The 22,563-nt window shown below is 38.2% G+C and carries 25 protein-coding genes, 1 tRNA gene and 1 pseudogene; 16 read left to right on the forward strand and 11 right to left on the reverse strand.

The window, feature by feature from the left end; translation table 11 throughout:
* The first annotated feature begins 1 nt into the window (after position 1).
* The 5 genes from ACFX4H_RS22615 to tsaD all read left to right on the forward strand — a co-directional run bounded on the left by ACFX4H_RS22615 (position 2) and on the right by tsaD (position 2,905).
* Positions 2-75, forward strand: a tRNA-Met gene (locus ACFX4H_RS22615).
* 201 nt (positions 76-276) lie between these two features.
* Positions 277-729 (forward strand): tRNA (adenosine(37)-N6)-threonylcarbamoyltransferase complex ATPase subunit type 1 TsaE, encoded by a 453-nt coding sequence (gene tsaE, locus ACFX4H_RS22620; RefSeq protein ID WP_034306358.1) that lies wholly within the window; start codon positions 277-279, stop codon positions 727-729.
* Positions 729-1,421 (forward strand): tRNA (adenosine(37)-N6)-threonylcarbamoyltransferase complex dimerization subunit type 1 TsaB, encoded by a 693-nt coding sequence (gene tsaB, locus ACFX4H_RS22625; RefSeq protein WP_241637708.1) that lies wholly within the window; start codon positions 729-731, stop codon positions 1,419-1,421. The genes tsaE and tsaB overlap by 1 nt, the downstream gene beginning before the upstream one ends.
* Before the next feature lie 21 nt (positions 1,422-1,442).
* Complete coding sequence (gene rimI / locus ACFX4H_RS22630; protein ID WP_034306352.1) at positions 1,443-1,895, forward strand: ribosomal protein S18-alanine N-acetyltransferase; 453 nt, start codon at positions 1,443-1,445, stop codon at positions 1,893-1,895.
* A complete protein-coding gene (gene tsaD, locus ACFX4H_RS22635) occupies positions 1,892-2,905 on the forward strand; it encodes a tRNA (adenosine(37)-N6)-threonylcarbamoyltransferase complex transferase subunit TsaD (RefSeq protein ID WP_034306605.1) in 1,014 nt (337 codons plus the stop codon). Before rimI ends, tsaD begins: the two co-directional genes overlap by 4 nt.
* 278 nt (positions 2,906-3,183) lie before the next feature.
* Here the strand turns inward: tsaD and ACFX4H_RS22640 are convergent, their stop codons facing one another.
* Positions 3,184-5,103, reverse strand: coding sequence for an ABC transporter ATP-binding protein (locus ACFX4H_RS22640; RefSeq protein WP_063592365.1), 1,920 nt, complete (start codon positions 5,101-5,103; stop codon positions 3,184-3,186).
* 133 nt (positions 5,104-5,236) lie between these two features.
* Between ACFX4H_RS22640 and moaC the strand changes: the two genes are divergently transcribed.
* Both moaC and ACFX4H_RS22650 read left to right on the forward strand, forming a co-directional pair.
* Complete coding sequence (moaC, locus tag ACFX4H_RS22645) at positions 5,237-5,743, forward strand: cyclic pyranopterin monophosphate synthase MoaC (RefSeq protein WP_034306347.1); 507 nt, start codon at positions 5,237-5,239, stop codon at positions 5,741-5,743.
* Positions 5,744-5,776: 33 nt separating this feature from the next.
* Positions 5,777-6,436: a redox-sensing transcriptional repressor Rex gene (locus ACFX4H_RS22650; protein WP_034306345.1), complete on the forward strand. Its 660-nt coding sequence runs from the start codon at positions 5,777-5,779 to the stop codon at positions 6,434-6,436.
* A 28-nt stretch (positions 6,437-6,464) separates the two neighbouring features.
* On the opposite strand, the gene ACFX4H_RS22655 is transcribed toward ACFX4H_RS22650, so the two are convergent.
* Together ACFX4H_RS22655 and ACFX4H_RS22660 are read right to left on the reverse strand one after the other, a co-directional pair.
* Positions 6,465-6,677, reverse strand: a complete 213-nt coding sequence (locus ACFX4H_RS22655) for a YdiK family protein (protein ID WP_034306342.1) — start codon at positions 6,675-6,677, stop codon at positions 6,465-6,467.
* Positions 6,674-7,399 (reverse strand): CPBP family intramembrane glutamic endopeptidase, encoded by a 726-nt coding sequence (locus tag ACFX4H_RS22660; protein WP_063592363.1) that lies wholly within the window; start codon positions 7,397-7,399, stop codon positions 6,674-6,676. Before ACFX4H_RS22660 ends, ACFX4H_RS22655 begins: the two co-directional genes overlap by 4 nt.
* A 332-nt stretch (positions 7,400-7,731) precedes the next feature.
* On the opposite strand from ACFX4H_RS22660, the gene groES reads away from it, so the two are divergent.
* Both groES and groL read left to right on the forward strand, forming a co-directional pair.
* Positions 7,732-8,016, forward strand: a complete 285-nt coding sequence (gene groES, locus ACFX4H_RS22665) for a co-chaperone GroES (RefSeq protein WP_034306337.1) — start codon at positions 7,732-7,734, stop codon at positions 8,014-8,016.
* A gap of 58 nt (positions 8,017-8,074) precedes the next feature.
* Positions 8,075-9,712 (forward strand): chaperonin GroEL, encoded by a 1,638-nt coding sequence (groL, locus tag ACFX4H_RS22670; protein ID WP_034306335.1) that lies wholly within the window; start codon positions 8,075-8,077, stop codon positions 9,710-9,712.
* Positions 9,713-9,944: 232 nt separating this feature from the next.
* Here groL and ACFX4H_RS22675 read toward each other — a convergent pair whose 3' ends face one another.
* The 8 genes and pseudogenes from ACFX4H_RS22675 to ACFX4H_RS22710 all read right to left on the reverse strand — a co-directional run bounded on the left by ACFX4H_RS22675 (position 9,945) and on the right by ACFX4H_RS22710 (position 17,138).
* Positions 9,945-10,979: a site-specific integrase gene (locus tag ACFX4H_RS22675; protein WP_377436296.1), complete on the reverse strand. Its 1,035-nt coding sequence runs from the start codon at positions 10,977-10,979 to the stop codon at positions 9,945-9,947.
* 42 nt (positions 10,980-11,021) lie between these two features.
* Positions 11,022-11,381 (reverse strand): hypothetical protein, encoded by a 360-nt coding sequence (locus tag ACFX4H_RS22680; RefSeq protein ID WP_377436297.1) that lies wholly within the window; start codon positions 11,379-11,381, stop codon positions 11,022-11,024.
* Between the two features lie 474 nt (positions 11,382-11,855).
* Positions 11,856-13,082 (reverse strand): annotated as a pseudogene (locus tag ACFX4H_RS22685) (IS110 family RNA-guided transposase); the annotation flags it as partial.
* A gap of 451 nt (positions 13,083-13,533) precedes the next feature.
* Complete coding sequence (locus tag ACFX4H_RS22690) at positions 13,534-14,358, reverse strand: Cthe_2314 family HEPN domain-containing protein (protein WP_377436298.1); 825 nt, start codon at positions 14,356-14,358, stop codon at positions 13,534-13,536.
* A 20-nt stretch (positions 14,359-14,378) separates the two neighbouring features.
* Positions 14,379-15,245, reverse strand: coding sequence for a hypothetical protein (locus ACFX4H_RS22695; RefSeq protein WP_377436299.1), 867 nt, complete (start codon positions 15,243-15,245; stop codon positions 14,379-14,381).
* Positions 15,246-15,254: 9 nt separating this feature from the next.
* A complete protein-coding gene (locus ACFX4H_RS22700) occupies positions 15,255-16,226 on the reverse strand; it encodes a hypothetical protein (protein WP_377436300.1) in 972 nt (323 codons plus the stop codon).
* Between the two features lie 71 nt (positions 16,227-16,297).
* Complete coding sequence (locus tag ACFX4H_RS22705; protein ID WP_377436301.1) at positions 16,298-16,696, reverse strand: hypothetical protein; 399 nt, start codon at positions 16,694-16,696, stop codon at positions 16,298-16,300.
* 199 nt (positions 16,697-16,895) lie between these two features.
* Positions 16,896-17,138 carry a hypothetical protein gene (locus ACFX4H_RS22710; RefSeq protein WP_377436302.1) on the reverse strand — a complete coding sequence of 81 codons (243 nt, stop codon included), beginning with the start codon at positions 17,136-17,138 and terminating at the stop codon, positions 16,896-16,898.
* Positions 17,139-17,634: 496 nt separating this feature from the next.
* Here ACFX4H_RS22710 and ACFX4H_RS22715 point away from each other — a divergent pair, with 496 nt between their 5' ends.
* The 7 genes from ACFX4H_RS22715 to ACFX4H_RS22745 all read left to right on the forward strand — a co-directional run bounded on the left by ACFX4H_RS22715 (position 17,635) and on the right by ACFX4H_RS22745 (position 22,419).
* Positions 17,635-17,985, forward strand: a complete 351-nt coding sequence (locus tag ACFX4H_RS22715) for a hypothetical protein (RefSeq protein WP_377436303.1) — start codon at positions 17,635-17,637, stop codon at positions 17,983-17,985.
* On the forward strand, positions 17,936-18,397 hold the full coding sequence (locus ACFX4H_RS22720) for a hypothetical protein (protein WP_377436304.1): 462 nt from the start codon (positions 17,936-17,938) through the stop codon (positions 18,395-18,397). The genes ACFX4H_RS22715 and ACFX4H_RS22720 overlap by 50 nt, the downstream gene beginning before the upstream one ends.
* A 2-nt stretch (positions 18,398-18,399) precedes the next feature.
* Positions 18,400-18,612 (forward strand): hypothetical protein, encoded by a 213-nt coding sequence (locus tag ACFX4H_RS22725; protein WP_377436305.1) that lies wholly within the window; start codon positions 18,400-18,402, stop codon positions 18,610-18,612.
* A 457-nt stretch (positions 18,613-19,069) separates the two neighbouring features.
* Complete coding sequence (locus tag ACFX4H_RS22730; RefSeq protein WP_278090195.1) at positions 19,070-19,648, forward strand: hypothetical protein; 579 nt, start codon at positions 19,070-19,072, stop codon at positions 19,646-19,648.
* An 18-nt stretch (positions 19,649-19,666) separates the two neighbouring features.
* On the forward strand, positions 19,667-20,041 hold the full coding sequence (locus ACFX4H_RS22735; RefSeq protein WP_377436306.1) for a DUF1878 family protein: 375 nt from the start codon (positions 19,667-19,669) through the stop codon (positions 20,039-20,041).
* Between the two features lie 405 nt (positions 20,042-20,446).
* Positions 20,447-21,787, forward strand: coding sequence for a sensor histidine kinase (locus ACFX4H_RS22740; RefSeq protein WP_377436307.1), 1,341 nt, complete (start codon positions 20,447-20,449; stop codon positions 21,785-21,787).
* A complete protein-coding gene (locus ACFX4H_RS22745; RefSeq protein WP_034306328.1) occupies positions 21,784-22,419 on the forward strand; it encodes a response regulator in 636 nt (211 codons plus the stop codon). Before ACFX4H_RS22740 ends, ACFX4H_RS22745 begins: the two co-directional genes overlap by 4 nt.
* The last annotated feature ends 144 nt before the right edge of the window (positions 22,420-22,563 follow it).

Below are 22,563 nucleotides of genomic sequence, written 5' to 3' on the forward strand. Positions count from 1 at the left end.
TCGCGGGGTGGAGCAGTCCGGTAGCTCGTCGGGCTCATAACCCGAAGGTCGCAGGTTCAAATCCTGTCCCCGCAATCATGAAAAAAACGAAACTTAGGTTTCGTTTTTTTGTTTTATCTGATATTCGAAGAATATGTCCTTAACTTATTTGTTTCTTCTTTTGAAACAAGGTAAACTACATATAGAATGGTTTTTGTTCCATAATATTGCGTTTATGGTTCTCGACATGAACTATAGGACGGACGTTTTCCTAATAATGATAAAGGTGATTGATATATGCAACATGTTGAATGGATTTCTCAGAATGAGGAAGAAACAGCGCAATTTGCGCACAAATTGGCACAAAAGCTTTCCAGTGGAGATGTGCTGGCTCTAGAAGGTGACTTGGGTGCAGGGAAGACGGCATTCACAAAAGGGCTGGCTAAAGGATTGGGTGTTACCAGAATGGTGAATAGCCCTACCTTTACGATAATAAAGGAGTACATGGGTCGCTTGCCTTTGTATCATATGGATGTCTATCGGGTAAGTGAATCGGAAGAAGATTTAGGATTTGATGAATATTTTGATGGTGATGGTGTGACTGTCGTTGAATGGGCCCATTTAATAAAGGATCACCTCCCAGAGGAAATCTTGACCATTTATATCTATCGTTTGGGCGATACAAGCCGGCGTATTGTTTTGGAAGCCAAAGGCGAACGATATGTAAAGTTATGTAAGGAGATTATTTGATGAAGGTTTTAGCTATAGATACATCGAATTTCACATTAGGGATTTCACTTGTAAACGGGAATCAAGTAATTGGTGAGTATACGACGAACCTAAAGAAAAATCATTCGGTGCGGGTAATGCCAGCAATTGAAACACTGTTGAGGGACTGCGATACTAAACCGAAGGAATTGACTAAGATAGTGGTCGCTCAAGGTCCAGGCTCCTATACAGGGGTCAGGATTGGAGTGACGATAGCGAAAAGCTTGGCCTGGACGCTTCAGATTCCGTTATCAGGTGTTTCCAGCTTAGAGGTTTTAGCAGCTAATGGACGTTATTTTAACGGGTTGATATCTCCCTTGTTCGATGCAAGAAGAGGGCAGATTTATACTGGTTTATATGAAATGGAAAAGGATTCTTTAAAGACAGTCATTGAAGATTGTAATATTCTATCCTCTGAGTGGGCGAATCAATTGAAGGAATTAAATCGTCCTGTTTTATTTGTTGGTCAAGATGTTGACATCCATCGGGTTGCAATTACCGATGCATTAGGTGAATTAGCGGTATTTGCTCCAGTACAGTCTTATAATTCAAGGCCAAGCGAACTGGCCTTCATTGGTCTTGATAAGGCTGAAGTGGATGTTCACCAGTTTGTACCGAATTATATCCGCATGGCTGAAGCAGAAGCTAAGTGGCTTGAACAGCAGGGGAAATAAACAAGGAAAGCGACGATCATTATGAGTAAAACATTGACGTTCCGAAAGATGAATACGGCAGATATCGACCAAGTGCTTAACGTGGAAAAGCAGTCCTTTACTTTGCCTTGGAGCCGGGAAGCTTTTTTTAATGAATTGAATCATAATCAATATGCTGTATACATGGTGATAGAGGATGAAGGGAAAATTGCCGGTTATTGCGGTGCCTGGATCGTCATTGATGAATCACACATCACCAATATTGCGATATTACCAGAATACAGAGGGCAAAAGCTTGGAGAAGCTTTGCTCAGGAAGATGATTGAAATCTCCATTTCAATGGGTGTGGTGAGGATGACACTAGAGGTCCGTGTCAGTAATGTCGTAGCCATTTCGCTTTATGAAAAACTTGGTTTCCAAAAGGGCGGAATCCGAAAGAATTATTATACAGACAATCAAGAGGATGCTTATGTTATGTGGGTGAATTTTTCATGAAAAAGGAACAAATTATATTAGGAATTGAAACAAGCTGTGATGAAACTGCTGCAGCCGTCATAAAAAATGGAACGGAAATACTGAGTAATGTCGTGGCTTCACAAATAGAAAGTCATAAACGTTTTGGCGGTGTCGTTCCGGAAATAGCTTCCCGTCATCATGTAGAACAAATTACTATTGTTCTTGAAGAAGCACTGCTGCAAGCGGGTGTGACATATGAAGACTTGGATGCCATTGCCGTTACAGAAGGTCCCGGCCTTGTAGGGGCACTATTAATAGGTGTGAATGCGGCGAAGGCTGTAGCTTTCGCACATGGAATACCAATTGTCGGTACGCATCATATCGCAGGTCATATCTATGCAAATCGGCTTATTCAGGAGATTGAATATCCTGCGCTTTCTTTAGTCGTTTCGGGAGGCCATACGGAATTGGTGCTTTTAGAAGAACCGGGTTCTTTCAAGGTCATCGGGGAGACGCGGGATGATGCAGCAGGAGAGGCGTATGATAAAGTGGCTCGAACCTTGGGGCTCCCTTATCCTGGCGGGCCTCATATCGATAGGCTTGCGCAAGAAGGCTCACCATCTTTGAAACTGCCTAGGGCATGGTTGGATGGCAGCTATGACTTTTCTTTCAGCGGGTTAAAATCAGCGGTAATCAACACTTTGCATAATGCAGAACAGCGCGGGGAAAAAATTGAACCTAAAGATTTAGCGGCAAGCTTCCAAGCAAGCGTGATTGAAGTGCTTGTAATGAAAGCTGTGAAGGCTGCAAAGGAATATAATGTGAAACAGGTATTGCTTGCTGGAGGAGTTGCGGCAAATAAAGGCCTTAGGGAAGCATTAACGGAAGCTTTTAAGGATTTACCTATGGATATATCCATTCCGCCCCTATACCTTTGTACCGACAATGCTGCCATGATTGGTGCTGCTGGCAGTGTCATGTTTGAAAAGGGAAAGCGATCCGGTTTGGATTTGAACGGAAATCCTGGATTGGATATAGAAGCATTTTAATGGACGAGAAGACAGGATCCCTCACTTTGGCATCCTGTCTTTTTATCGTGTTAATGAAATAATAGAATATTCTGTGGATAAAGTTTTTTTGATAATCATCCTGCATGTGTATAAAGTGGTGTTTCTGTGGATAAGTGGATATGTTTCTGTGGATAATGTGTATAACTCAAATTAATGGCTAATGAGCGGTAAGTGGTTTGTTAACAAGTTTGTGGATAACTTTCAAGCGACACTTTGGTTGGAAAAGAAAAAGACCGAGTCAATTGACTCGGTCTTTTTCATTCTTCCAGTTCAGCCCATTCTTCGAGAAGCTGATCCAAACTTTCTTGTGCATGATCAAGTTTTGTTTGGACTTCCATTACCTTTTCGTGGTCCTGAAAAACATTTGGATCACATAGGAGGTCATTATATTCGTTTATTTCGGTTTCAAGAAGCTCCATGGCTGCCTCGATTTCCTCAATGCGCCGTTTTCGCTGGCGTTCAGCTTTTTTTGCTTCTTTATCAATTTTGTAATTTGTTTTTTCTACAGCTGCATCTAAAGATTTAGCCTGATCCTGCTGTTCAAGTGCTTGGATTTCCGCTTGCTCCTGTTTCTTCTCTAGATAGTAATCATAATCACCGAGGAATTCTTCGTTGCCGTCTTTGGAGAGCTCTATCACTTTCGTTGCTATCCGATTTATGAAATAACGGTCATGTGAGACGAATAGAATAGTTCCCGGATAATCAATTAATGCATTTTCAAGCACCAATTTACTATCGAGGTCCAAATGGTTCGTTGGTTCATCAAGAATTAAAAAATTGCCTTTTTGCATCATCATTTTGGCTAGAGCAAGCCGAGCCTTTTCGCCCCCGCTTAGTGTGGAAACGGTTTTCAAAACATCGTCCCCGCTAAATAGGAAATTACCGAGTACGGTGCGAATGTCCTTTTCCGGTTTAAGGGGATAGTCGTCCCATAATTCATTGAGTACGCGTTTATTGGAAACAAGGTTAGCCTGTTCTTGATCGTAGTAGCTGACTTCTACGTTCGTTCCAAACCGGAAATCCCCAGAAAGGGCAGGCAGCTTGGAAATGATCGTTTTCAATAAAGTTGATTTTCCAACTCCATTTGGGCCGACAAGAGCTATGCTCTCTCCTTTTGTCATCCGGGAATTAATATTCTTTGATACCGTTTCCCCTTCGTATCCGATAGCCAGGTCCTGGAGGTGGAGTACTTCATTTCCGCTTTGCCTTTCAATCTGGAAAGAAAAATTCGCGGACTTTTCATCACCTTGCGGCTTGTCCAGTACATCCATCTTTTCGAGCTGTTTACGTCTGCTTTGTGCTCTTTTCGTTGTGGAAGCCCTTGTGATATTACGTTGGACAAAATCGCGAAGCTTTTCGATTTCCCCTTGCTGTTTCTCGAACAGTTTCATGTCCCGCTCATAATCTTCCGCTTTTCCCTCTAGGTAAGAACTATAATTACCATGGTATTTTTTCATGTTATTCCGGGAAATCTCATATACCAGGTTTACTACTTTATCTAAAAAATAGCGGTCATGGGAAACAATGAGGACAGCTCCCTGGTAGCCTTGTAAATATTGTTCAAGCCAAGAGAGGGTTTCGATATCCAAATGGTTCGTCGGCTCATCCAGAATCAATATATCCGGTTTCCTTAAAAGCAGCTTACCTAATGCAAGCCTTGTTTTTTGCCCGCCGCTTAAAGTGGAAATTGGGGTAGAATAGTCAAAGTCGGCAAACTGAAGACCATGCAATACGGAACGGATATCCGCTTCATATTGATAACCGCCTTTCTCTTTGAATGCCACCATCAAAGTGTCGTATTCATTCAGCACTTTTTGGTAAACCGTTTCGTTTTCAAAGATGTCAGGTCTGGCCATATCAGCCTCAAGGCGACGCAGTTCCTTTTCCTGCTCTATAAGATCAGTGAATACAGTAAGCATTTCATCCCAAATTGTCAGTTCGGATTCCAATCCAGTATCCTGGGCCATATAGCCGATGGTGACGCCTTTTGGTTTGATTATTTCACCGCCATCATGGGAAAGCTGCCCGGCTATGATTTTTAGCAGGGTGGATTTGCCGGCGCCATTTCGGCCGACAAGGGCAATTCGATCTTTATTTTGAACTTCGAGCTTCATATTTGATAAAATAAGTTCAGCTCCATAATATTTCGATAGTTGATTGATTTGTAATAAAATCATAGATTTCACCTCAATTGATTACTGTTAGTTTAACGTATTTTAGTTATTATCGGCAACAGCTTGGTTCCAAGCTGAAAGAAAAGCTGTTACATAAAGTGGAATAATAGTGTATGATTTAGGAGGGGTTACTTAAATGGGAGACTTAACGCATTTTAATGAACAGGGCAGGGCCAAAATGGTCGATGTGAGTGCTAAGCCTGAAACAACCCGGACGGCAGTGGCTCAATCGAGCATTTTATTGAATGATGAAATATATGAATTGGTCACGAACCATAAGATGAAAAAAGGTGATGTACTGGCTGTTGCACAAGTTGCAGGAATCATGGCCAGCAAAAATACATCCAATATAATTCCGATGTGCCATCCCATTGCTCTGCAAGGGGTCAATATAGCCTTTGATTGGGAAAAAGAAGAACAAGGATATAGGCTTAGGATTGAAACGGAAGCTAAGACAAAAGGGAGTACAGGTGTGGAAATGGAAGCGTTAACAGCTGCATCCGTGACTGCCTTGACTGTTTATGACATGTGTAAGGCCATTGATAAGGGAATGGTGATCGGGCCTACATTCTTAGTGGAGAAAACAGGCGGAGTGTCTAGTAGCGATTATAAAAGGCAAGTAAAACGAACAGATAGAGATTAAGTTGAAAAGCATGTGTGAAGGCGGGGAAGAACAATGAACCATGACCCAAAGATACCGCAGGCAACAGCCAAAAGGTTGCCATTGTATTATCGATTTTTAAAGAACTTACATTCCTCAGGCAAACAAAGAGTTTCCTCGGCTGAGCTAAGTGAAGCCGTAAAAGTGGATTCTGCTACCATTCGCCGTGATTTTTCCTACTTTGGCGCGCTTGGGAAAAAAGGCTACGGCTACAATGTCAATTATTTATTATCCTTCTTCAGAAAAACACTTGATCAAGATGAATTGACCAAAGTCGCTTTAATCGGAGTGGGAAATTTAGGAACCGCTTTTTTAAATTACAATTTCATGAAAAATAATAATACAAAAATTGAAATGGCTTTCGAAGTTTCTGAAGAAAAGGTCGGCAAGCGAATAGCTGATGTGCCCATCTACCATATGGATCAAATCGATACACTATTGCAGGAAAATAATATTACTGCAGCTATATTGACAGTGCCTGCACAGGTAGCCCAGACGATAACCGATCGTCTAGTCAAAGCTGACATAAAAGGAATATTGAATTTCACACCTGCACGGCTGACCGTGCCGCCATCCATAAGGGTCCACCACATTGACCTGGCCGTGGAACTTCAGTCGCTCATCTACTTCCTGAAACATTATCCGGTAGTGGAAGAAGCCGCTTTGGAGGAATGAAAAAACGCTGCTTTTATGCAGCGTTTTTTCATTTTTTCTTATTTTTTTGTGCGGCTTTAATCTTAAAGTGCAGCATGATCATGCGTAATCCCGATCCAAAATCAAGAGTCGCAATAAGGACAAGTATGTAGGCAAAGAGTCCCCATCCTGAAGAATTGACGGTTTGAATTGCGATAGCGGTAAAAAGAGCTCCTAAGCCTGCATAAATGATGCCCATGAATAATGGTGATTGACGTTTCATAATAAACCTCCGATGAAGGCCTGTGCAGTATCTAGCATCTTCTCAATATCCTCCCGATATACCACTTGAAGGATGATAACAAGCGTGTTCATCGCAATATGAGCGCTCATGGATACGAGAATGCGGCCTGTTTTCGCATAAAGGAAAGCAAAAGTGAAGCCCATTGCCGTATATAAAAGAAGATGTTCAAATTCACCATGCGCCAAGCCGAAAATAACTGAGCTGATTAAAGCTGAAATAAAGAAGTTAAAGCGTTTATGAAGTGATCCGAAAATAATTTTACGGAAAATTAATTCTTCCAATATAGGTCCAATTACTGAAGTGACGAAAATGACCATGGGGACTTTGTAAATAAGTGAAATGAGTTGCTGCGTATTTTCAGATTCAGACTCCACCCCAAGCATTTGTTCAATGCTTCCGGCAATGCTTTGCGCAAAAAGAGCCATGAAGACTCCTGCAATTGCCCATAATATCGACATGGATACGGAAGTTTGGTTTCTCGTGTCCAGCTTTTCCCTCATATCTTTTCTCATTAAAAAAAGAATCAAGAATAAAGCAGCGAGAAAACTGAAAACTATCCAGTATGCTGCAGATTTCACTTCGAGTTCATCAGCCGGCATTCCGGTATAAGACCCGATCAGCATGAAAATGGGTACCCCGACAATACTGGATAATTGCATGGCAATATAAATGATGATGACGAACCAATATTCTTTTTTCAAAAATGAAAACTCCTTTATAGTCACCCATCCGCTTGGAACGTTACTGACATGGGGACAATCTATAAACGCATACTACAAAATGGTATCAAAAATTGGGGCAGAACACCACTTAAAGGTACCCCTAACATGACATTTCAATGACTATGTTTAGGAAATCATTATGCTAATGTAGTTTACCCGTAATTTATCAGAAATTAATAAAAAATTTTCAATAAGATACTTGCAAAAAAGGCTCGGTTTATTTAATATTATAAATGTGTTAGCACTCGATGATGAAGAGTGCTAATAATCATGAAACAAATTATCAAGAGAATATGAGGAGGTTGTTTCACTTGTTAAAACCATTAGGTGATCGCGTTATTATTGAACTAGTTCAAACTGAAGAAAAAACTGCAAGCGGTATTGTTCTTCCTGATACTGCTAAAGAAAAGCCACAAGAAGGTAAGGTAGTAGCAGTTGGTACTGGCCGTGTCCTTGAAAATGGCGAACGTGTTGCTTTAGAGGTTGCCCAAGGCGATCTAATTATCTTCTCAAAATATGCAGGTACTGAAGTTAAATACGAAGACACTGAATACTTAATTTTACGTGAAAGCGACATTCTAGCTGTTATCGGCTAATTATACATCATACTTAACTGAACGAAAATTTTCTTAAATTTTAGGGAGGTACTTATAAATGGCTAAAGAAATTAAATTTAGTGAAGAAGCTCGCCGCTCCATGCTTCGTGGTGTGGACGCACTTGCAGATGCAGTTAAAGTAACGCTTGGACCAAAAGGTCGTAACGTGGTTCTTGAGAAAAAATTCGGTTCGCCGCTTATCACAAATGACGGTGTGACGATCGCTAAAGAAATCGAATTGGAAGATGCATTCGAAAACATGGGTGCGAAATTGGTTGCTGAAGTAGCAAGCAAAACAAACGACGTAGCTGGTGACGGTACAACTACTGCAACGGTTCTTGCGCAAGCGATGATCCGTGAAGGTCTTAAAAACGTAACAGCTGGTGCGAACCCAATGGGTATCCGTAAAGGAATCGAGAAAGCAGTCAATACTGCAATCGCAGAATTGAAAGCCATTTCCCAACCTGTTGAAAACAAAGAGTCTATCGCACAAGTTGCTGCCATCTCTTCAGCTGATGAAGAAGTGGGCCAACTGATTGCGGAAGCAATGGAGCGCGTTGGTAACGACGGCGTCATCACAATCGAAGAGTCTAAAGGTTTCACAACTGAGTTGGACGTAGTGGAGGGTATGCAATTCGATCGCGGATATGCATCTCCATACATGGTTACTGATTCAGATAAAATGGAAGCTGTCCTTGAGAATCCATATATCTTGATCACTGATAAAAAAATCACGAATATCCAAGAAATCCTTCCTGTACTTGAGCAAGTTGTACAACAAGGAAAACCGCTATTATTGATTGCTGAAGATGTAGAAGGCGAAGCACTTGCAACTCTTGTTGTGAACAAACTTCGTGGAACATTCAACGCTGTTGCGGTTAAAGCTCCTGGATTCGGTGACCGTCGTAAAGCAATGCTTGAAGACATCGCAGCTCTTACAGGCGGTGAAGTAATCACTGAAGAAATCGGACTTGATCTTAAATCTGCAACAATCGATTCATTAGGCCGTGCGTCTAAAGTGGTTGTTACGAAAGAAAATACAACGATCGTTGAAGGATCTGGGGATACAGCTCAAATCCAAGCTCGTGTAAACCAAATCCGTGTTCAATTAGAAGAAACAACTTCTGAATTCGACCGTGAAAAATTACAAGAACGCCTTGCTAAATTAGCTGGTGGTGTAGCGGTAATCAAAGTCGGTGCAGCTACTGAAACAGAATTGAAAGAACGTAAACTTCGTATTGAAGATGCATTGAACTCCACTCGTGCCGCTGTTGAAGAAGGTATCGTAGCCGGTGGTGGTACAGCACTTCTTAACGTATACAATAAAATCGCTGAAATCCAAGCGGAAGGCGACGTAGCAACAGGCGTGAAAATCGTTCTTCGTGCCATCGAAGAGCCTGTTCGTCAAATCGCTCACAACGCTGGACTTGAAGGCTCTGTAATCGTAGAGCGCCTTAAAGGCGAAGCAGTAGGCACTGGCTTCAACGCAGCTACTGGACAATGGGTGAACATGATCGAATCAGGTATCGTCGATCCTACAAAAGTAACTCGTTCAGCTCTACAAAATGCTGGTTCTGTAGCAGCTATGTTCTTAACTACAGAAGCTGTCGTTGCTGACAAACCAGAACCTGCAGGCGCTGGCGGCATGGGCATGCCTGACATGGGCGGCATGGGCGGCATGGGCGGCATGATGTAATTAGGGTTTTAAAACCTTGTTATATCAACGTCTAAAATGATAATATGCTTTTCTTGTCCTCGGATTTGTCCTCGTTTTATAAAAAACATGGCAACCTATGACAAAAAGTTAACTATAGGAGAAGGTCTTTCATCAGTTTGCTAAACTGTTGGGAGGCCTTTTCTTCCATATTGGCAGTCATGTGAGCATAGATATTCATTGTAGTATTAATATCTGTATGTCCAAGCCTCTGTTATATTTCTTTAATGCCTACTCCAGCTTCAATCAATAGTGAAGTGTGAGTATGTCGAAATGAGTGTGGAGTAATGTTCTTTTCTATTTCTGCTTTTTTCAGAAGTCTCTTAAGCCGGGTCTCAACAACTTTTCTTAATTTTGGATGTCCATCCTCTCGAGCGAAAATAAATCCATAATCCTGGTAAACAAGTCTGTTTTTAAATTTATTCTCATTTTGTTTAAGCCGATGCTTCTTTAACATATTGATTATCATTTCATCAATCCTGATTGTACGGACAGAGCCCTTTGTCTTTGGTGTTAACAGCTGATATTTTTCAAAATGATTGGTAGGGTTATAAAGAGTTTTAGTAACCCGGATAGTACCCTGATTTTCATTAAAATCCCCCCATTTTAAGGCCAATAATTCACCTATTCGCAATCCTGTATAGGATAGTAACGTAAAGACAAGATGATTCATTTCAAGCCCATCTGTATAGGCTAATTTTAGAAAATGGGCAAGCTCTTCTTTTTCAAGAAAAACAATATTCTCTTCTGCTTTCTCCAGTTCTTCAACACTCTGCTGCTTTTTAGGCATTTTGAATTCCTCAGTAGGATTATTTTTTATCAGTCCTTTCCGAAAAATCATCCTTCCACAAGCATGAATACCATCCATATAATTTTGGCTGTATTTTTCGTTTAACTCCAGAATCCTTTCTTCATACATTTTCTTAGTAATGCGACTGATTGGATAAGGTCCCCAAACAGAGGTGAAATGCTTCATTTCCTTTTCTCGAGCTCTTACACTGCTTATCTTCACACCACTGCGGCTATACGTTTTTAACCAATCCTGGGCGAATTGTTCAAACGGCATATCAGATTCTTTGATTAAGGTCCCATTATCTTTTGCAAGTTCCACGAGGCGAGCTGCTGCTTGTGCCTCCTTTTTTGTTTTAAATCCACCTTTTGAAATTTCCTTCCGCTTCTTGGTAAGTGGATCTATCCCTAAATAAATGTGATAGCTCCATGTCTTTCCTCGTTGTTTTAATTTAGCCATGTTAAGATATCTCCTTTATTGAATACATAATATTGCTTTTGTTTATTGCACTTGTTCTTTAGTAAATCCATACTTTTCAGGATCTTTTCTGATCCTAAAAGCCTCCTGTTTACAAGCATTTGAACAGTATTTTTGCCGCTTTATCTTTTTAAAAGGTAATTTACAATTTAAATTTTCACATATATGAACAGGTTCATTGCTAGATACTACTTGCCAGAGATCATGATAAATGGCCCTTATCAGATGTGGGGTATATTTCCATTCCTTAATGGTAAAACCTAAAGGTGGTTTTCCCGTTATTATTGTTTCAGGAATCATTTTAATGTCTTGATTCCCAATTGAATTAACTTTAAGCGCTAATAATCCCTGGGCAAGTTTTAAAAAGTCTACTTCTTTTTCCATTGTGAATTAAGGAACTGTTGAGTGACAATAAAGTTGTTCCGTTAAAGGGCGCGATTCTTTAATAAGAATCGCTTTTCTTAATGAACTCCCTCAGTTTAATAGATAATGCTCACGAATACTCGCTTATTCGCAGGATTTCAAACCACATGGTATAGGTTGCTTTAGATGAACGAAAGAGATAGGACCGTTTTAATAAGAGGGCAGAGTGAAATAGGGGATCTGTCTAAAATCCTATATTATTACATATACTGCACGCATTTTCCATGCTGCCCCTGGAGGCTTTCCCTCCCATGTCTCAACGGGTCATAATCATATGCCCTTTCATTCCTTCGTCATACCTATCCAAGGGGTGGAGGCTGGTTTTGCTAACGGAACGGGTCATTGCCCTTTTGTTCATTACATCCAGTACTTCGTGCTTTCTTTGAAATCCTACGAATAAGCCAACTTTCGTTAAATAACAATGTGAATGTAAATTTACGCAGCTAGTTGTTCAAGAGGGAAGACCATTTCCGGTTTATAGGCAGAGCCATTACGAGTAATCCCTACTAGGACACGGGCGAGTTTTCCACATAGTTTCATGATGGATTTCATTTTCTTAATCTTCTTCACCTTAACATTGTTCGAGTGTAGGGCTTTAAATTCAGGGTTATTCATCACCAGACTCATGGTCGCAAGGAAGAGGTAACGCCGCAGGCGTGATCTTCCACGTTTGGAAAGAATAATTTGGCCTTTCCACTTCCCAGAGCTTGCCTCAGCGAGATGCAATCCTGCATGACGAAGGAGCGCATTCCCGTGAGAGAACCCACTCAGATCTCCAGCTTCTCCTAAGATGCCCGCCAGTGAAATCTCACTGATTCCTTTAATGGCTAGTATTTGCTCAACGAATGGAATCTGTTCTAAGACGTTTGTGACTTCTTGCGTCACTCTTTCGAGTTGGGATGAAGCGAGATCATATTCCTCTAATAATTGTTCCAAGTGAAGTTTATACGCATCAAGGGCTTGTTTCGTACCAATTGAACGCTTGGCCAATGCGAGCAGGGAACGGGCTTTTTTATGGCCGGAATGTCGCTTCATACATGATTTCCACCCGGTTACGATATCTTGAGGCTGTAAGGAACATAATTCAGCTGGGGTAGGAAAGAGGCGTAGGGTTGCGATTGCCCCTTTACATGATACGTCTTTAAACACTTGCCGGAGCTCGGGAAAGACAACATCCACCCAGCGATTAATTTGATTGATGGAGCTAACAAGACGCTTCACGATCACATCTCGGTTAGCCATAAGGACACGAAGTTTTTCAAATGATTCTGAAGTGGAACGAACGAAGGCATAGTAGCCATTCTTCACCATATCAGCGATGACAAGGGCATCTTTTTTATCACTTTTGGATTGCGTATTATCACGATTTTCTTTGTTTCTTTTGACATAGTGAGGATTGACCGTAACGACATCAATGTTTTGTTTGACTAGCCACTTTGAAAGGTTCATCCAATAATGACCGGTAGGTTCCATTCCGACTATCGTGGTGTCTAGGTTTTTCATGTGTTTTAGTTCCTTGATCCAGTTTAGTAATCTAGTAAAACCCTCCTCGTTATTTTCAAAAGACAAAGGTTTTCCGACCACAATGCCCCGATAGTTTACAGCACGGGCCAGTTGTACGTGTTGGGCAATATCCACACCAACAACTAGATGTTGATCCGTCTATTAAGAATCAACCTCTTGGAATCGAAAACATTCAGTCTGCTTTTGAATTATACCTAGGGTGAACAATTTTAATGGTTATCTAAAAGGAACAATCATAACTATGTAGAATAAAACTATGTAGAATAAATATGATATTTATAAAGGGGGTTTAGTCATGAGGAGAGACAACGATAAACCAATTAGAAAAAGTGAGAGTATAAATCATCTAAATTTTTGCTCAAAATGCAATGAAACCTTAATGACATATCAAGAGAGGGAAATATCAGTTTTAAATAACTGTTTTGAATACACAGTCAATGAAATCTTCAACCAGTTTTAAAAATAAAACAAGAATTCCCTACTTCAGTGATAAAAAGATAAATTTTATCCTAAGCAAGAAATAAAAAAGGTGTTCGCTATCAGCAAACACTTTTTAAATAATAACTTGTTATTTTTCACTCTTTCCTACTTATTCATTGGGTTCGTGTGAAAGCTGGTTCTCATAGTAATCTACCTCGTCTTCGTATCGTTTAATTAATTCTTCTAAAGAACCCAAGAATAGCTTTTCCACAAAGTCTGTTAAATTAAAATAAAATGTTTTTATAATACTTAACATTTCTTGTGGATCTCTCTCCGCCTCCATTTGAACAGCAACGTTAATTTTGAGAATTGAAAGTTCTGTTTCTCCATCTTCTAAGCCTTGTGCTTCATAGTCCTTTAACTTGTAATAAGGTTGGAGAGGGTCTCTTCTATGGGTTAATGCATGTCTATACTCTCTGAGTGCTTTATTACCTTCACCCTTTGATTCAAAAGCTTTAAAAAGACTCGTTAAAGTATGATTAGTATATTTATTAATCATTGCTTCTTTAACTTTATAAAACGATACATCTTTTTCTTTAATATTGAGTGACATTAATTGATTAACCATCTGTGCAATTTTTTCTAATAAGGGAAACATTCTATAGGTTATATTCTCCATATAATACTCTAAAGTGCGCTGAAAGTAGACTTTTTCATGGATAGAGTTAGTATCAGTTAAGTTCCTTATAAACTCTTCGTTTATAGCTTCACAACAAATTAAAGATTCTCTGCAAACATCCCAAATGTAAAATATTTCTTTTCTCCAGTAATCTATTATTGGAAATACTTTAAGATGCTCATTGAAATATAAAAGATACTCATTCTGCTCATTTGTGTCTTTTTCAAATCTGTTATAGACCTCTGCCACCTCTGCTAAAGTATCTAGAAATTTATCTGAGTGCTTCTCATATGATTTCTCATCAACATTAAACAAAGTTATGCCCCCAAACTTGATTATACAGAAGTATTCTTATACAGTATTTTTGTTTGACGTATATCTTCAATTTCTTTTTCTATTCGTTCTAAAGTTTTTACTAGTTTGCCAATCTGATCTTCTCTTTCAAAAGCTAACCAAACTCGTTTTTTTTCTTTGTCTACCTTGCTTCTTTCATGTGCAAATTGTCGATATCTAGATATAAATTTTTTTTGATCTTCTGTAAGCATTCCCTTCACTGATTTACTAAACTCTTCATAGACCATTTGTAAATCAACGCTTATTGCCTCTGAAAACTCAGTGTAAAATGTAAAACACTCAATAAGTCCAATCTGTAATTCTATATCATCAACGCCTTGTAAATGAGAAAATACTTGATTGTTTATTGGTTTTATTTCAAAGGCTTTACTTTCAACTTCTTTACAAGCTTCCTTTTTCTCTTCAGTTGTTAACTCCTCTTTTTCGGTCCTATTTCGTATATAACCTTCATGTACTTCGATACGTTCTTTTTTTATATCGTTTACTTTTTGTATTTGTTTCAACATCTGTTTCAACTCAAATTGTATTTGAATTAAATAAGGTGCTTGTTCAATTTTACGACTACGAGCTTCTTTTTCGAGTTCTTGTACTCGTTGCTCATCTATTTGCTTTTTAAGTATCTCTCTCTGCTCTACTGCTTGTCTATTAGCAATCCACAATGCAACTAAAGCTCCGACAAATGCTCCTGAGTAGTTCCCCCAGAAACCTAGCCAATTGTCACCATCTCCAAATGTCCAAGGAGCTTTCCAAGTGAATAAGACATAGTTAAGTAGTGGCGGAGTAATAAGAAACAAAAATAGAACTATAAAGAATTCTTTCTTTCTTAAAAACCATTTGCGCTTGTTCATAGGTCTACCTCATTGATTTTCTGGTGAGCTGTCTTTGTTTAAATTCTTGATTTTTTCAACATCTTTAATTTCTGAATTGATTTTCTTTAATAGGTTTTCCAGTTGGTATACAAACCCAGTATCCATAAAGTGCCAAAACTCTTCCTTCCTTTTCTCAACTAACATTTCTCTTCTCTGGTTTATTTCTCTTGCTTCATATACAGCAACTTTAAGATCAATTCCATTCTCAGGCTTATAGTTCCAATCCTTATCTCTAGTATTAATTGCAAGTGCTTCACCAAAATCTTTATATTGGCTAAGCTTTATAAATAACTTACTTTGTAGCTCCATATCTTCAATAAGATGTATGTAAGAAAATAAACTTCCATTAATAGGTCGGATGTTATAGACATTCTTTTCAGCTTCAATTTTTATTTCTGATTCTCGCTCTTTAGTATTAGCTTTTTTATCTCGATCTTGAATATGCTTAATACTTTCTCTTCTCATGATATTCACTATCTTAAGCGAATAAATCATTTCTTTTATCTCATATTGTGCAATTATAAGAGGTTGAAGTTGAGCCAATTTCCTTTGCTTAGCTTCCTTCTCCTCCTCTGCTAGTTTTGATCGTTCAAACTGAGTTGAATTTTCCTCTTTTGTTGCTGCAAGTTGTATCTCAATAAGTTTTCTCTGCTCCTTAAGTTGTATTTCAGCCAATTTCCTCTGCTCTTTACCTTGTTTTCCCGCAATTATGAGAGCAACCATAGCTCCAATAAATCCACCAGCATAGTTACTAAAAAAACCTAGCCAGTCCTCTCCATCTCCAACATACTCCCAACAAACCTTACCGTATTCAATTACTAAGTTTAGTATAATAGGAAAACCAAAGAAAAGGAGTATTAACCAAACCCAGTATGGTATTGCTTTAAAGATTGCCCCCAACTTTCTCCTGTCATGATTCTCCTGTCCTACACTCGTGTTATGTTCATTATTTTCTTCCATTAAGCACCTCTTGTATTTTAAATAACTAAATAATTGAAATGAAGTTTTATAAACTAACTCTTAAGTCCAATTTAGTAAATATAGTCATTATATAAGTCTGACTGAACAACTTTTTTATGAGACAGTTCATGTTTTTGAACTAATGCTTTGACCTCAGCAACGAATTCTGGAGAGCTCTTTGGAGAAACATATATCTGATCAATTAGCTGATTAAGATTACAAGGTATAAGAGTGCCTACATCATGAGTAAATTCATAAGATTTATCTTCCCATTCTTTTTCTTTATCATCCCATTCGTGAACTGGCACATTATCATTCTCTAAGACCTTTTCAAGCCCTCTGCTCTCTATTCTGCTTGCAACGATTAATAGCCTTAATTCATTTTCATGACTGAATGACTTTCTTTTATAGAACAGTGTGTCATAAATATTTCTACTCGTCATTTCTTTCTGAAAATCTATATATTGCACTTTTCCAGCAAAGACCCTATACCTTAAATCATCTATACTACGCATTAAATTATGATAGTTTGTTTTTATACTATTTGTTGGAGCTTAAATATAAATCCCACATACCAGCGGATTCATGTTCATTAATATGCCAACATGAGATAGCAGAAAATTCTTGGATTTTCTTCATATAGTCTCTTGATGTTTGAGTATTAAGTTCCTAATTTTCTTTAAGTTCCTTTACATCCCACATTGAATAGCTTCCCTCAAGAGGGTCTGCAAAAGCACTTGGTTTAGCGAAGAACAAAGAACTATTTTCCAACAATGACTTAAACTTTGAAATGTCCATATAACGCCAAACAATAGGATTGTCGTTAACTTTATAATGCTCATCATAATAATCATAAGTTGACTCAAATCCCATTGCATGTTTGTAAGCTCGATATTTATAATCTAGATTCATATTGTAGCACCTTCTTAAGTTGAGTAATGTGTATTAACTAGATTATAGCAACCAAGTAATGAATTATCTTACATTTTTATAGTTATTTAAATTTAGTTTAGTTACTAAATTTAAACTCATTAACTTCAAGATTATGTAGCAATTTACTTAATAGATACTAAATTCTTTAAAGAATGAAAACCAATCTATATACATCTCTGATAATAATTTTGTTACCCTTGTGGCTTGTGCTTGCATACCCAACGTCTCCCACACTAGTGGCCACCCCAATTCATTTGAACTGAAATGATTCAATTCGGGAACAAAGCTAGGAGTTAAATTAGAGTAAGCGTAAGTAGTGACCTTATTTGAGTTTGGAGAATCCAGCACAAAGATGATATGGGAAGCTTCCCAACCTTTAAAGCTGTGAACTGTGCAAACCTTTAACCGAACGGCACGACTTCTGAAGTTGTTTCACTGCTATTGTTGGCACCATTCGTTAAGGAGATTTGGGGAATTGGGAGACTCTAGAAATTTCAGCACAGAAAGATATTGGAAGGATGTTATTCCATATTTGCTGGGCGAAATAGAGTTTGAAAACCTACAATACACCATTGACCATCTCATTATCGCGAATCGCCCTAGAGCGGCCTTTATGAACGTTCAGCATCGTTTAAAAGCAATACCGCCAAAGCTGTTATTCAGATTAATGTCTGCAATATTAAACAGTTCTCAGGAAGCAAGTGGAACTTACATGCTAGATAGTTACCATTTTACACAAGCGTTCATATTGCTAACGGAAAGTGGGGAAATTCCTGTTGATCAAATGGCCGGATTGGAGTTTCAGTTTATTGATGCCTTCCGGTGAAGCTTATAAGATCCCGAATCTCGAAAAGCAAATAGAGGAACAACCTGAACTTTTCGTGCAAGCTGTAGCAATGGCATACAAGCGATCTGATGGAGGTGAAGATCCAGTAGAACTTCGTCCACCGAACCAACATGTTAAGGAGCAGCGAGCAGGGGCAGCTTATCGTCTTTTGGAAAAGTTATCGACCATTCCTGGTCATAACAGCGAAGGTGAATTAGACCCTGACAGAATTGTGAACTGGGTTCAAAAGGTTCTTGAGTCGGCAATTGAGCTTTCTCGCGAAGATGTATGTGATTTTTGCCTTGGGAAACTATTTTCAAAAGCTCCAATCGGCGAGGATGGTGTCTGGCCATGTGAACCTGTTCGTAAAGTTCTTGATCGCATTGTAAATGCTAAGGTTTCTAGGGTGTGAGAGTGGGTCTTTACAACGGTCAGGGTGTACATTGGCAAGGTGAAGGTGGTGACGATGAAAGAAAGTTGGCTGGGAAGTACGAGGATTGGGCAAAAGCGCTAGAATTCAGTTACCCGCAAGTCGCAGCAATCCTAAGGCAGATGTCGAAATCCTATTTGAATGATGCAATAGAGGAGGATCGTTGGGAGGGTGTAACAAGACGTTTGCTTAACTAGGTTTGCTCCTTTAAATACTATATGCTTTCTTTTAATCTAAATCCAGGTCTGTGATTCTGGGGTATTAACGTTAGAAGGTAAAAAGGACAAATGGGGTATTACTACTGTCCTCCTATTTGTCCTCTTCTTATTTTAAAAGTATTATGTTTTGTTAAGTCCAAAGAAACTCAAATCTTAATATAAAGCCAATATTTGAAACGTATTTCTTCCTATTTTATATAAAGATGAATGGGCGGGCATGATGTAATCATTGCTTAATCCCTTATTATAGGGGTCTAACGGGAGATTCAGTCATGAATGCTCACACCAAATATGTGAATATCAAATAAGGGAATTATGAAATGTAAATTATATCGTTTCATTTTTGGAACGAGGGGATTTACTAAATATATTAGTATAAAGATAGAAGTGCGGAAACACTTACCCTAATCCCATTGTTAAAAGGAGTTTGACCAATATGAAAATTATTAGAGTTAGAGAAATTGGTGTTAAGAGAATTATAGTTCCAGCTGTTGCAAGTGCTTTTCTATTTTCAGCTTTTGCTCCATTTTCAAAAGCTTCTGCTTCTGAACTAAATGAATCAACAATTCGAACAAATACTGAAATTGGTTCTATAATAGTAACCGAGCAAACCCAAATTAGCCTAGAAGAAATAGAAAGTGTCATTGCTGACCAATCGACTCCCTCAAGTTTGTTAATGCAACAGGCCAACCCCGTCAACCCTTATGATGGTACTCAAATGTCATCTGAAATTATTCAACAATTAGAAAATGAGTCCAAAAAAAGGGGATTTAAAAAGACAGTTGTAGTGTATGCACTAAAGTATGGTGGTACAGCAATGGGTAAAATTGTTGGTAGTTTATCACCTGCCAATGGTAAGCTTTTGAAAAAACATGCTTTTGAAATTGGTGATGCATTAGACAGAATGTCTAATAAAATTGAAGCAAGATTAGTTGATTTCATGATACATGAATTAGGCTTTGCACCAAGTGCTGCTAGATCTATTGCTTGGGCAATTGCACTTTGGGTATTATAATAGTAGGAGCTGAATTTAATGGATGAGTTAATAGATGAATTTAAAAAGATGAAATATCATCAAAAGTTATTACTTACAATTGCTTTGGATAAAAATCCTGAACAATATACTTTTTTTCATTTCATTTTGAATAATGATCTGAGTGAAAATGATACAAAGGTGATTTTTGATATACTTCATGCTTTAGAAGATAAAAAGGAAGGTACTTACCAAAAGGGTAAATATGAAGCAGCCATTGCATCATTATTAGGAGATAATCCTTCAGTGTCCATGGATACCTTTGAAAAGGCATTGTTACATGTGAATATTGATGTGAACCCTATTTATCTAATTAAATCCTTGAGAAATCAATATTTTCAAGTTGATTTTTGTAATTACCTCTTGGAACAATAAAGTATAATCTCAAAAAGCATCAGTATATAATATTATTTCGGCAAACTAACTAAATATGCAAAAGCGAGATAATCCTTTTTTTATAATTGCACTGACCTGAAAAATGAGAAAAGTAAAAACACCTTTCGTTGAAAAGTAGGTATTAAATATCAACCAATCAATATGGAGGTGTTTTTTTCTATGGAAAAAAATGCAGTGTAGTTAAATAACTCTATAAGGATAATAATTAATTTTTTGTCTATAGGGTAGCTCATCCACGTACCCATTTTTTTATAATTTTCATAATAATGATGAATTGCGTATAATGAGAATGGAAGTGTATACCTACATTTAAATCAATACGAAATGAAAGAATGGTCATCATTCTATTCTAGAAGCAAATAATCGATTAAAGGTGAAATGATTATGATAGCCAGTCTTATGAGGTCTTGGACAATATGGATAAAAATTGGAGTAATTTTATTCGGGGTATTCTTACTGTCGTGGTTGGGTCCTGACGAAATTGGCCTTACTGATTTGCTTATTTCTTTAAGAGAAGGTGAAGAAACGGGAAATAAGCTAATGCTTGCCGTTTTTTTGTTAATTTCTTTAAATACAGTTTTAGCTTTGTTTCATTATATTGGTGCACTGCTGTTGGGAGACGAAATCGGTGCTCGTTTAAACCGTCCATGGTTAAAAATCGTCATTCCCCTTATTGTTATTCCTCTCGATTATATCGTGATAAATGCTTATTATTCTTTAACATACTCATTTAGCGCATATGCTTTGTTATTGTTGTTAGCCATCTTATTATTGCAAGCCTTTGAAAAGGATAGACTAAAGCCAATTATTAAAACGATTATTTGTTCTCAATTAATCTTTGGGATTGAATGGCTGAATGAGATTCCTGCTTTATCCCAATTTGGATTTGGCCAAGGATCGATTTCAAAGGAATTAAAAGATATAGCGGTTCAAATTGGATTTGAGCAATCTTTAACATTGTACAGTTTAACTTTGTGCTTGATTTTCGTTATTAATGCCGTTATTTTAGCTGTGTATTTTTCATTGGCTGAACAAAGATGGCGGATAAAGCAAGAGCTTCATTATGCGCAGTTGGAAGCAATGCAGTCAAGATCAGGCCGGGAAGCACTATATCTGGTCCATGATTTAAAAACGCCTCTCACAGCAATTGAGGGGCTGAATTCTTTAATTGGTATGAAAGTGGACGATTCTAAAATTAAGGAATATTGTCAAAGGATTTCAGCATCGATTCATTCCGTTAGCGACATGATTTCCGAGATTTTATATGATGATAAAAAACATTGGTGTCGTATAAAAGATTTAGTTGAATATGTCGAAGCAAGCAGACTGAGCGGGACAAATCTTAATCTGAAGGTAGACTTTCAAACAGATCCTGAAATTAAAATTTTCATTAATAAAATCCGAATGACAAGGGCATTGGTGAATTTAATTGACAATGCTTATGATGCAGTGAATGGAGTGGAAGATGGAAAGATTTTGCTTAAGGTAAAAACCTATGAAAATGAACTTTGGTTGGGCGTATCAGATAACGGGAAAGGGATTTTACCTAAAGAGCAGGTGGAAATATGGAAAGCTGGGTTCAGTACGAAATCGCACCCAGGGATGGGATTAGCTTTCGTACGACAAGTTGCTGAAGGGCATGGTGCATCTGTGGAAATTGACAGCAAGCTTGGACACGGGACAATAATTTGGATTAAACTAGCTGAGGGGAGTGTGTCAATATGAACATTTTAGTCATTGATGATGATGCATCAATTCAATACATGCTAAGTGAAATTTGTGAATTTGCCGGCTGGAATGCAGATACGGCTAACAACGGAAAAGAAGGGTTGAATGTGTTTGTAGAAAAAGGAGCGGATGTTGTTTTAGTTGATTATCATATGCCGGAAATGGACGGAATAAAAACAGTGGGTGAGCTTCGTAAACTTAATGCCGATGTTCCGATTCTTGTATTAACAGTCGATGAACGACAGGAAATTGCTGATCGCTTTCTTGAAGCAGGCGCAACGGATTTTGCGTTAAAGCCTGTAAAAGCGCCTGATTTGATTTCAAGAATTCAACTGCATGCCCGCCTAGCAAAATTAACCCAATCAGCTCCGCAGCAAAAATCCAGTGAAGAGAAGGATGTATTTGTAACAAAGGGAATTAGTAAGAGAACACTTCGTCACGTTAGTGATTTTCTACATTCTAATCGTGAGCCTTTTTCTGTTGATACAATTTCTAAAGAAGTTGGATTGGCTTATCCGACCGTCTATCGCTATATTATGCATTTACTTGATGAAGGAAAAGTGGAAACTATTGTGAGTTATCAAAAAATAGGAAGACCCAAAAATTTATATCAATGGATTGTTGACTAAGAAACTGCCTTAATACTAGGCAGTTTTTTATTATGATGGGGGGTCTCCGTTGCTGGGCAGACCGTTAATGCAACAAGACTTTTTTTCTTTTTTTTCTGTATTTTTATATTTTCTGATAATATAAAATTATTTTACAACACTAAA

The organism is Peribacillus sp. YIM B13477 (assembly GCF_042787955.1).
Lineage (GTDB): Bacteria > Bacillota > Bacilli > Bacillales > DSM-1321 > Peribacillus > Peribacillus frigoritolerans.

What these genes read in the sequence shown, in the direction of transcription:
- ACFX4H_RS22680 (WP_377436297.1), bottom strand. Translation starts at nt 11,381, where the DNA reads ATGGAAAAAGAAGTAGACTTTTTAAAACTTGCCCAGGGATTATTAGCG.
- ACFX4H_RS22695 (WP_377436299.1), bottom strand. Translation starts at nt 15,245, where the DNA reads ATGAACAAGCGCAAATGGTTTTTAAGAAAGAAAGAATTCTTTATAGTT.
- ACFX4H_RS22710 (WP_377436302.1), bottom strand. Translation starts at nt 17,138, where the DNA reads ATGAATCTAGATTATAAATATCGAGCTTACAAACATGCAATGGGATTT.
- tsaD (WP_034306605.1), top strand. Translation starts at nt 1,892, where the DNA reads ATGAAAAAGGAACAAATTATATTAGGAATTGAAACAAGCTGTGATGAA.
- moaC (WP_034306347.1), top strand. Translation starts at nt 5,237, where the DNA reads ATGGGAGACTTAACGCATTTTAATGAACAGGGCAGGGCCAAAATGGTC.
- ACFX4H_RS22730 (WP_278090195.1), top strand. Translation starts at nt 19,070, where the DNA reads ATGAAAATTATTAGAGTTAGAGAAATTGGTGTTAAGAGAATTATAGTT.
- groL (WP_034306335.1), top strand. Translation starts at nt 8,075, where the DNA reads ATGGCTAAAGAAATTAAATTTAGTGAAGAAGCTCGCCGCTCCATGCTT.
- rimI (WP_034306352.1), top strand. Translation starts at nt 1,443, where the DNA reads ATGAGTAAAACATTGACGTTCCGAAAGATGAATACGGCAGATATCGAC.
- tsaB (WP_241637708.1), top strand. Translation starts at nt 729, where the DNA reads ATGAAGGTTTTAGCTATAGATACATCGAATTTCACATTAGGGATTTCA.
- tsaE (WP_034306358.1), top strand. Translation starts at nt 277, where the DNA reads ATGCAACATGTTGAATGGATTTCTCAGAATGAGGAAGAAACAGCGCAA.
- ACFX4H_RS22735 (WP_377436306.1), top strand. Translation starts at nt 19,667, where the DNA reads ATGGATGAGTTAATAGATGAATTTAAAAAGATGAAATATCATCAAAAG.
- ACFX4H_RS22655 (WP_034306342.1), bottom strand. Translation starts at nt 6,677, where the DNA reads ATGAAACGTCAATCACCATTATTCATGGGCATCATTTATGCAGGCTTA.
- ACFX4H_RS22675 (WP_377436296.1), bottom strand. Translation starts at nt 10,979, where the DNA reads ATGGCTAAATTAAAACAACGAGGAAAGACATGGAGCTATCACATTTAT.
- ACFX4H_RS22640 (WP_063592365.1), bottom strand. Translation starts at nt 5,103, where the DNA reads ATGATTTTATTACAAATCAATCAACTATCGAAATATTATGGAGCTGAA.
- ACFX4H_RS22700 (WP_377436300.1), bottom strand. Translation starts at nt 16,226, where the DNA reads ATGGAAGAAAATAATGAACATAACACGAGTGTAGGACAGGAGAATCAT.
- ACFX4H_RS22740 (WP_377436307.1), top strand. Translation starts at nt 20,447, where the DNA reads ATGATAGCCAGTCTTATGAGGTCTTGGACAATATGGATAAAAATTGGA.
- ACFX4H_RS22745 (WP_034306328.1), top strand. Translation starts at nt 21,784, where the DNA reads ATGAACATTTTAGTCATTGATGATGATGCATCAATTCAATACATGCTA.
- ACFX4H_RS22650 (WP_034306345.1), top strand. Translation starts at nt 5,777, where the DNA reads ATGAACCATGACCCAAAGATACCGCAGGCAACAGCCAAAAGGTTGCCA.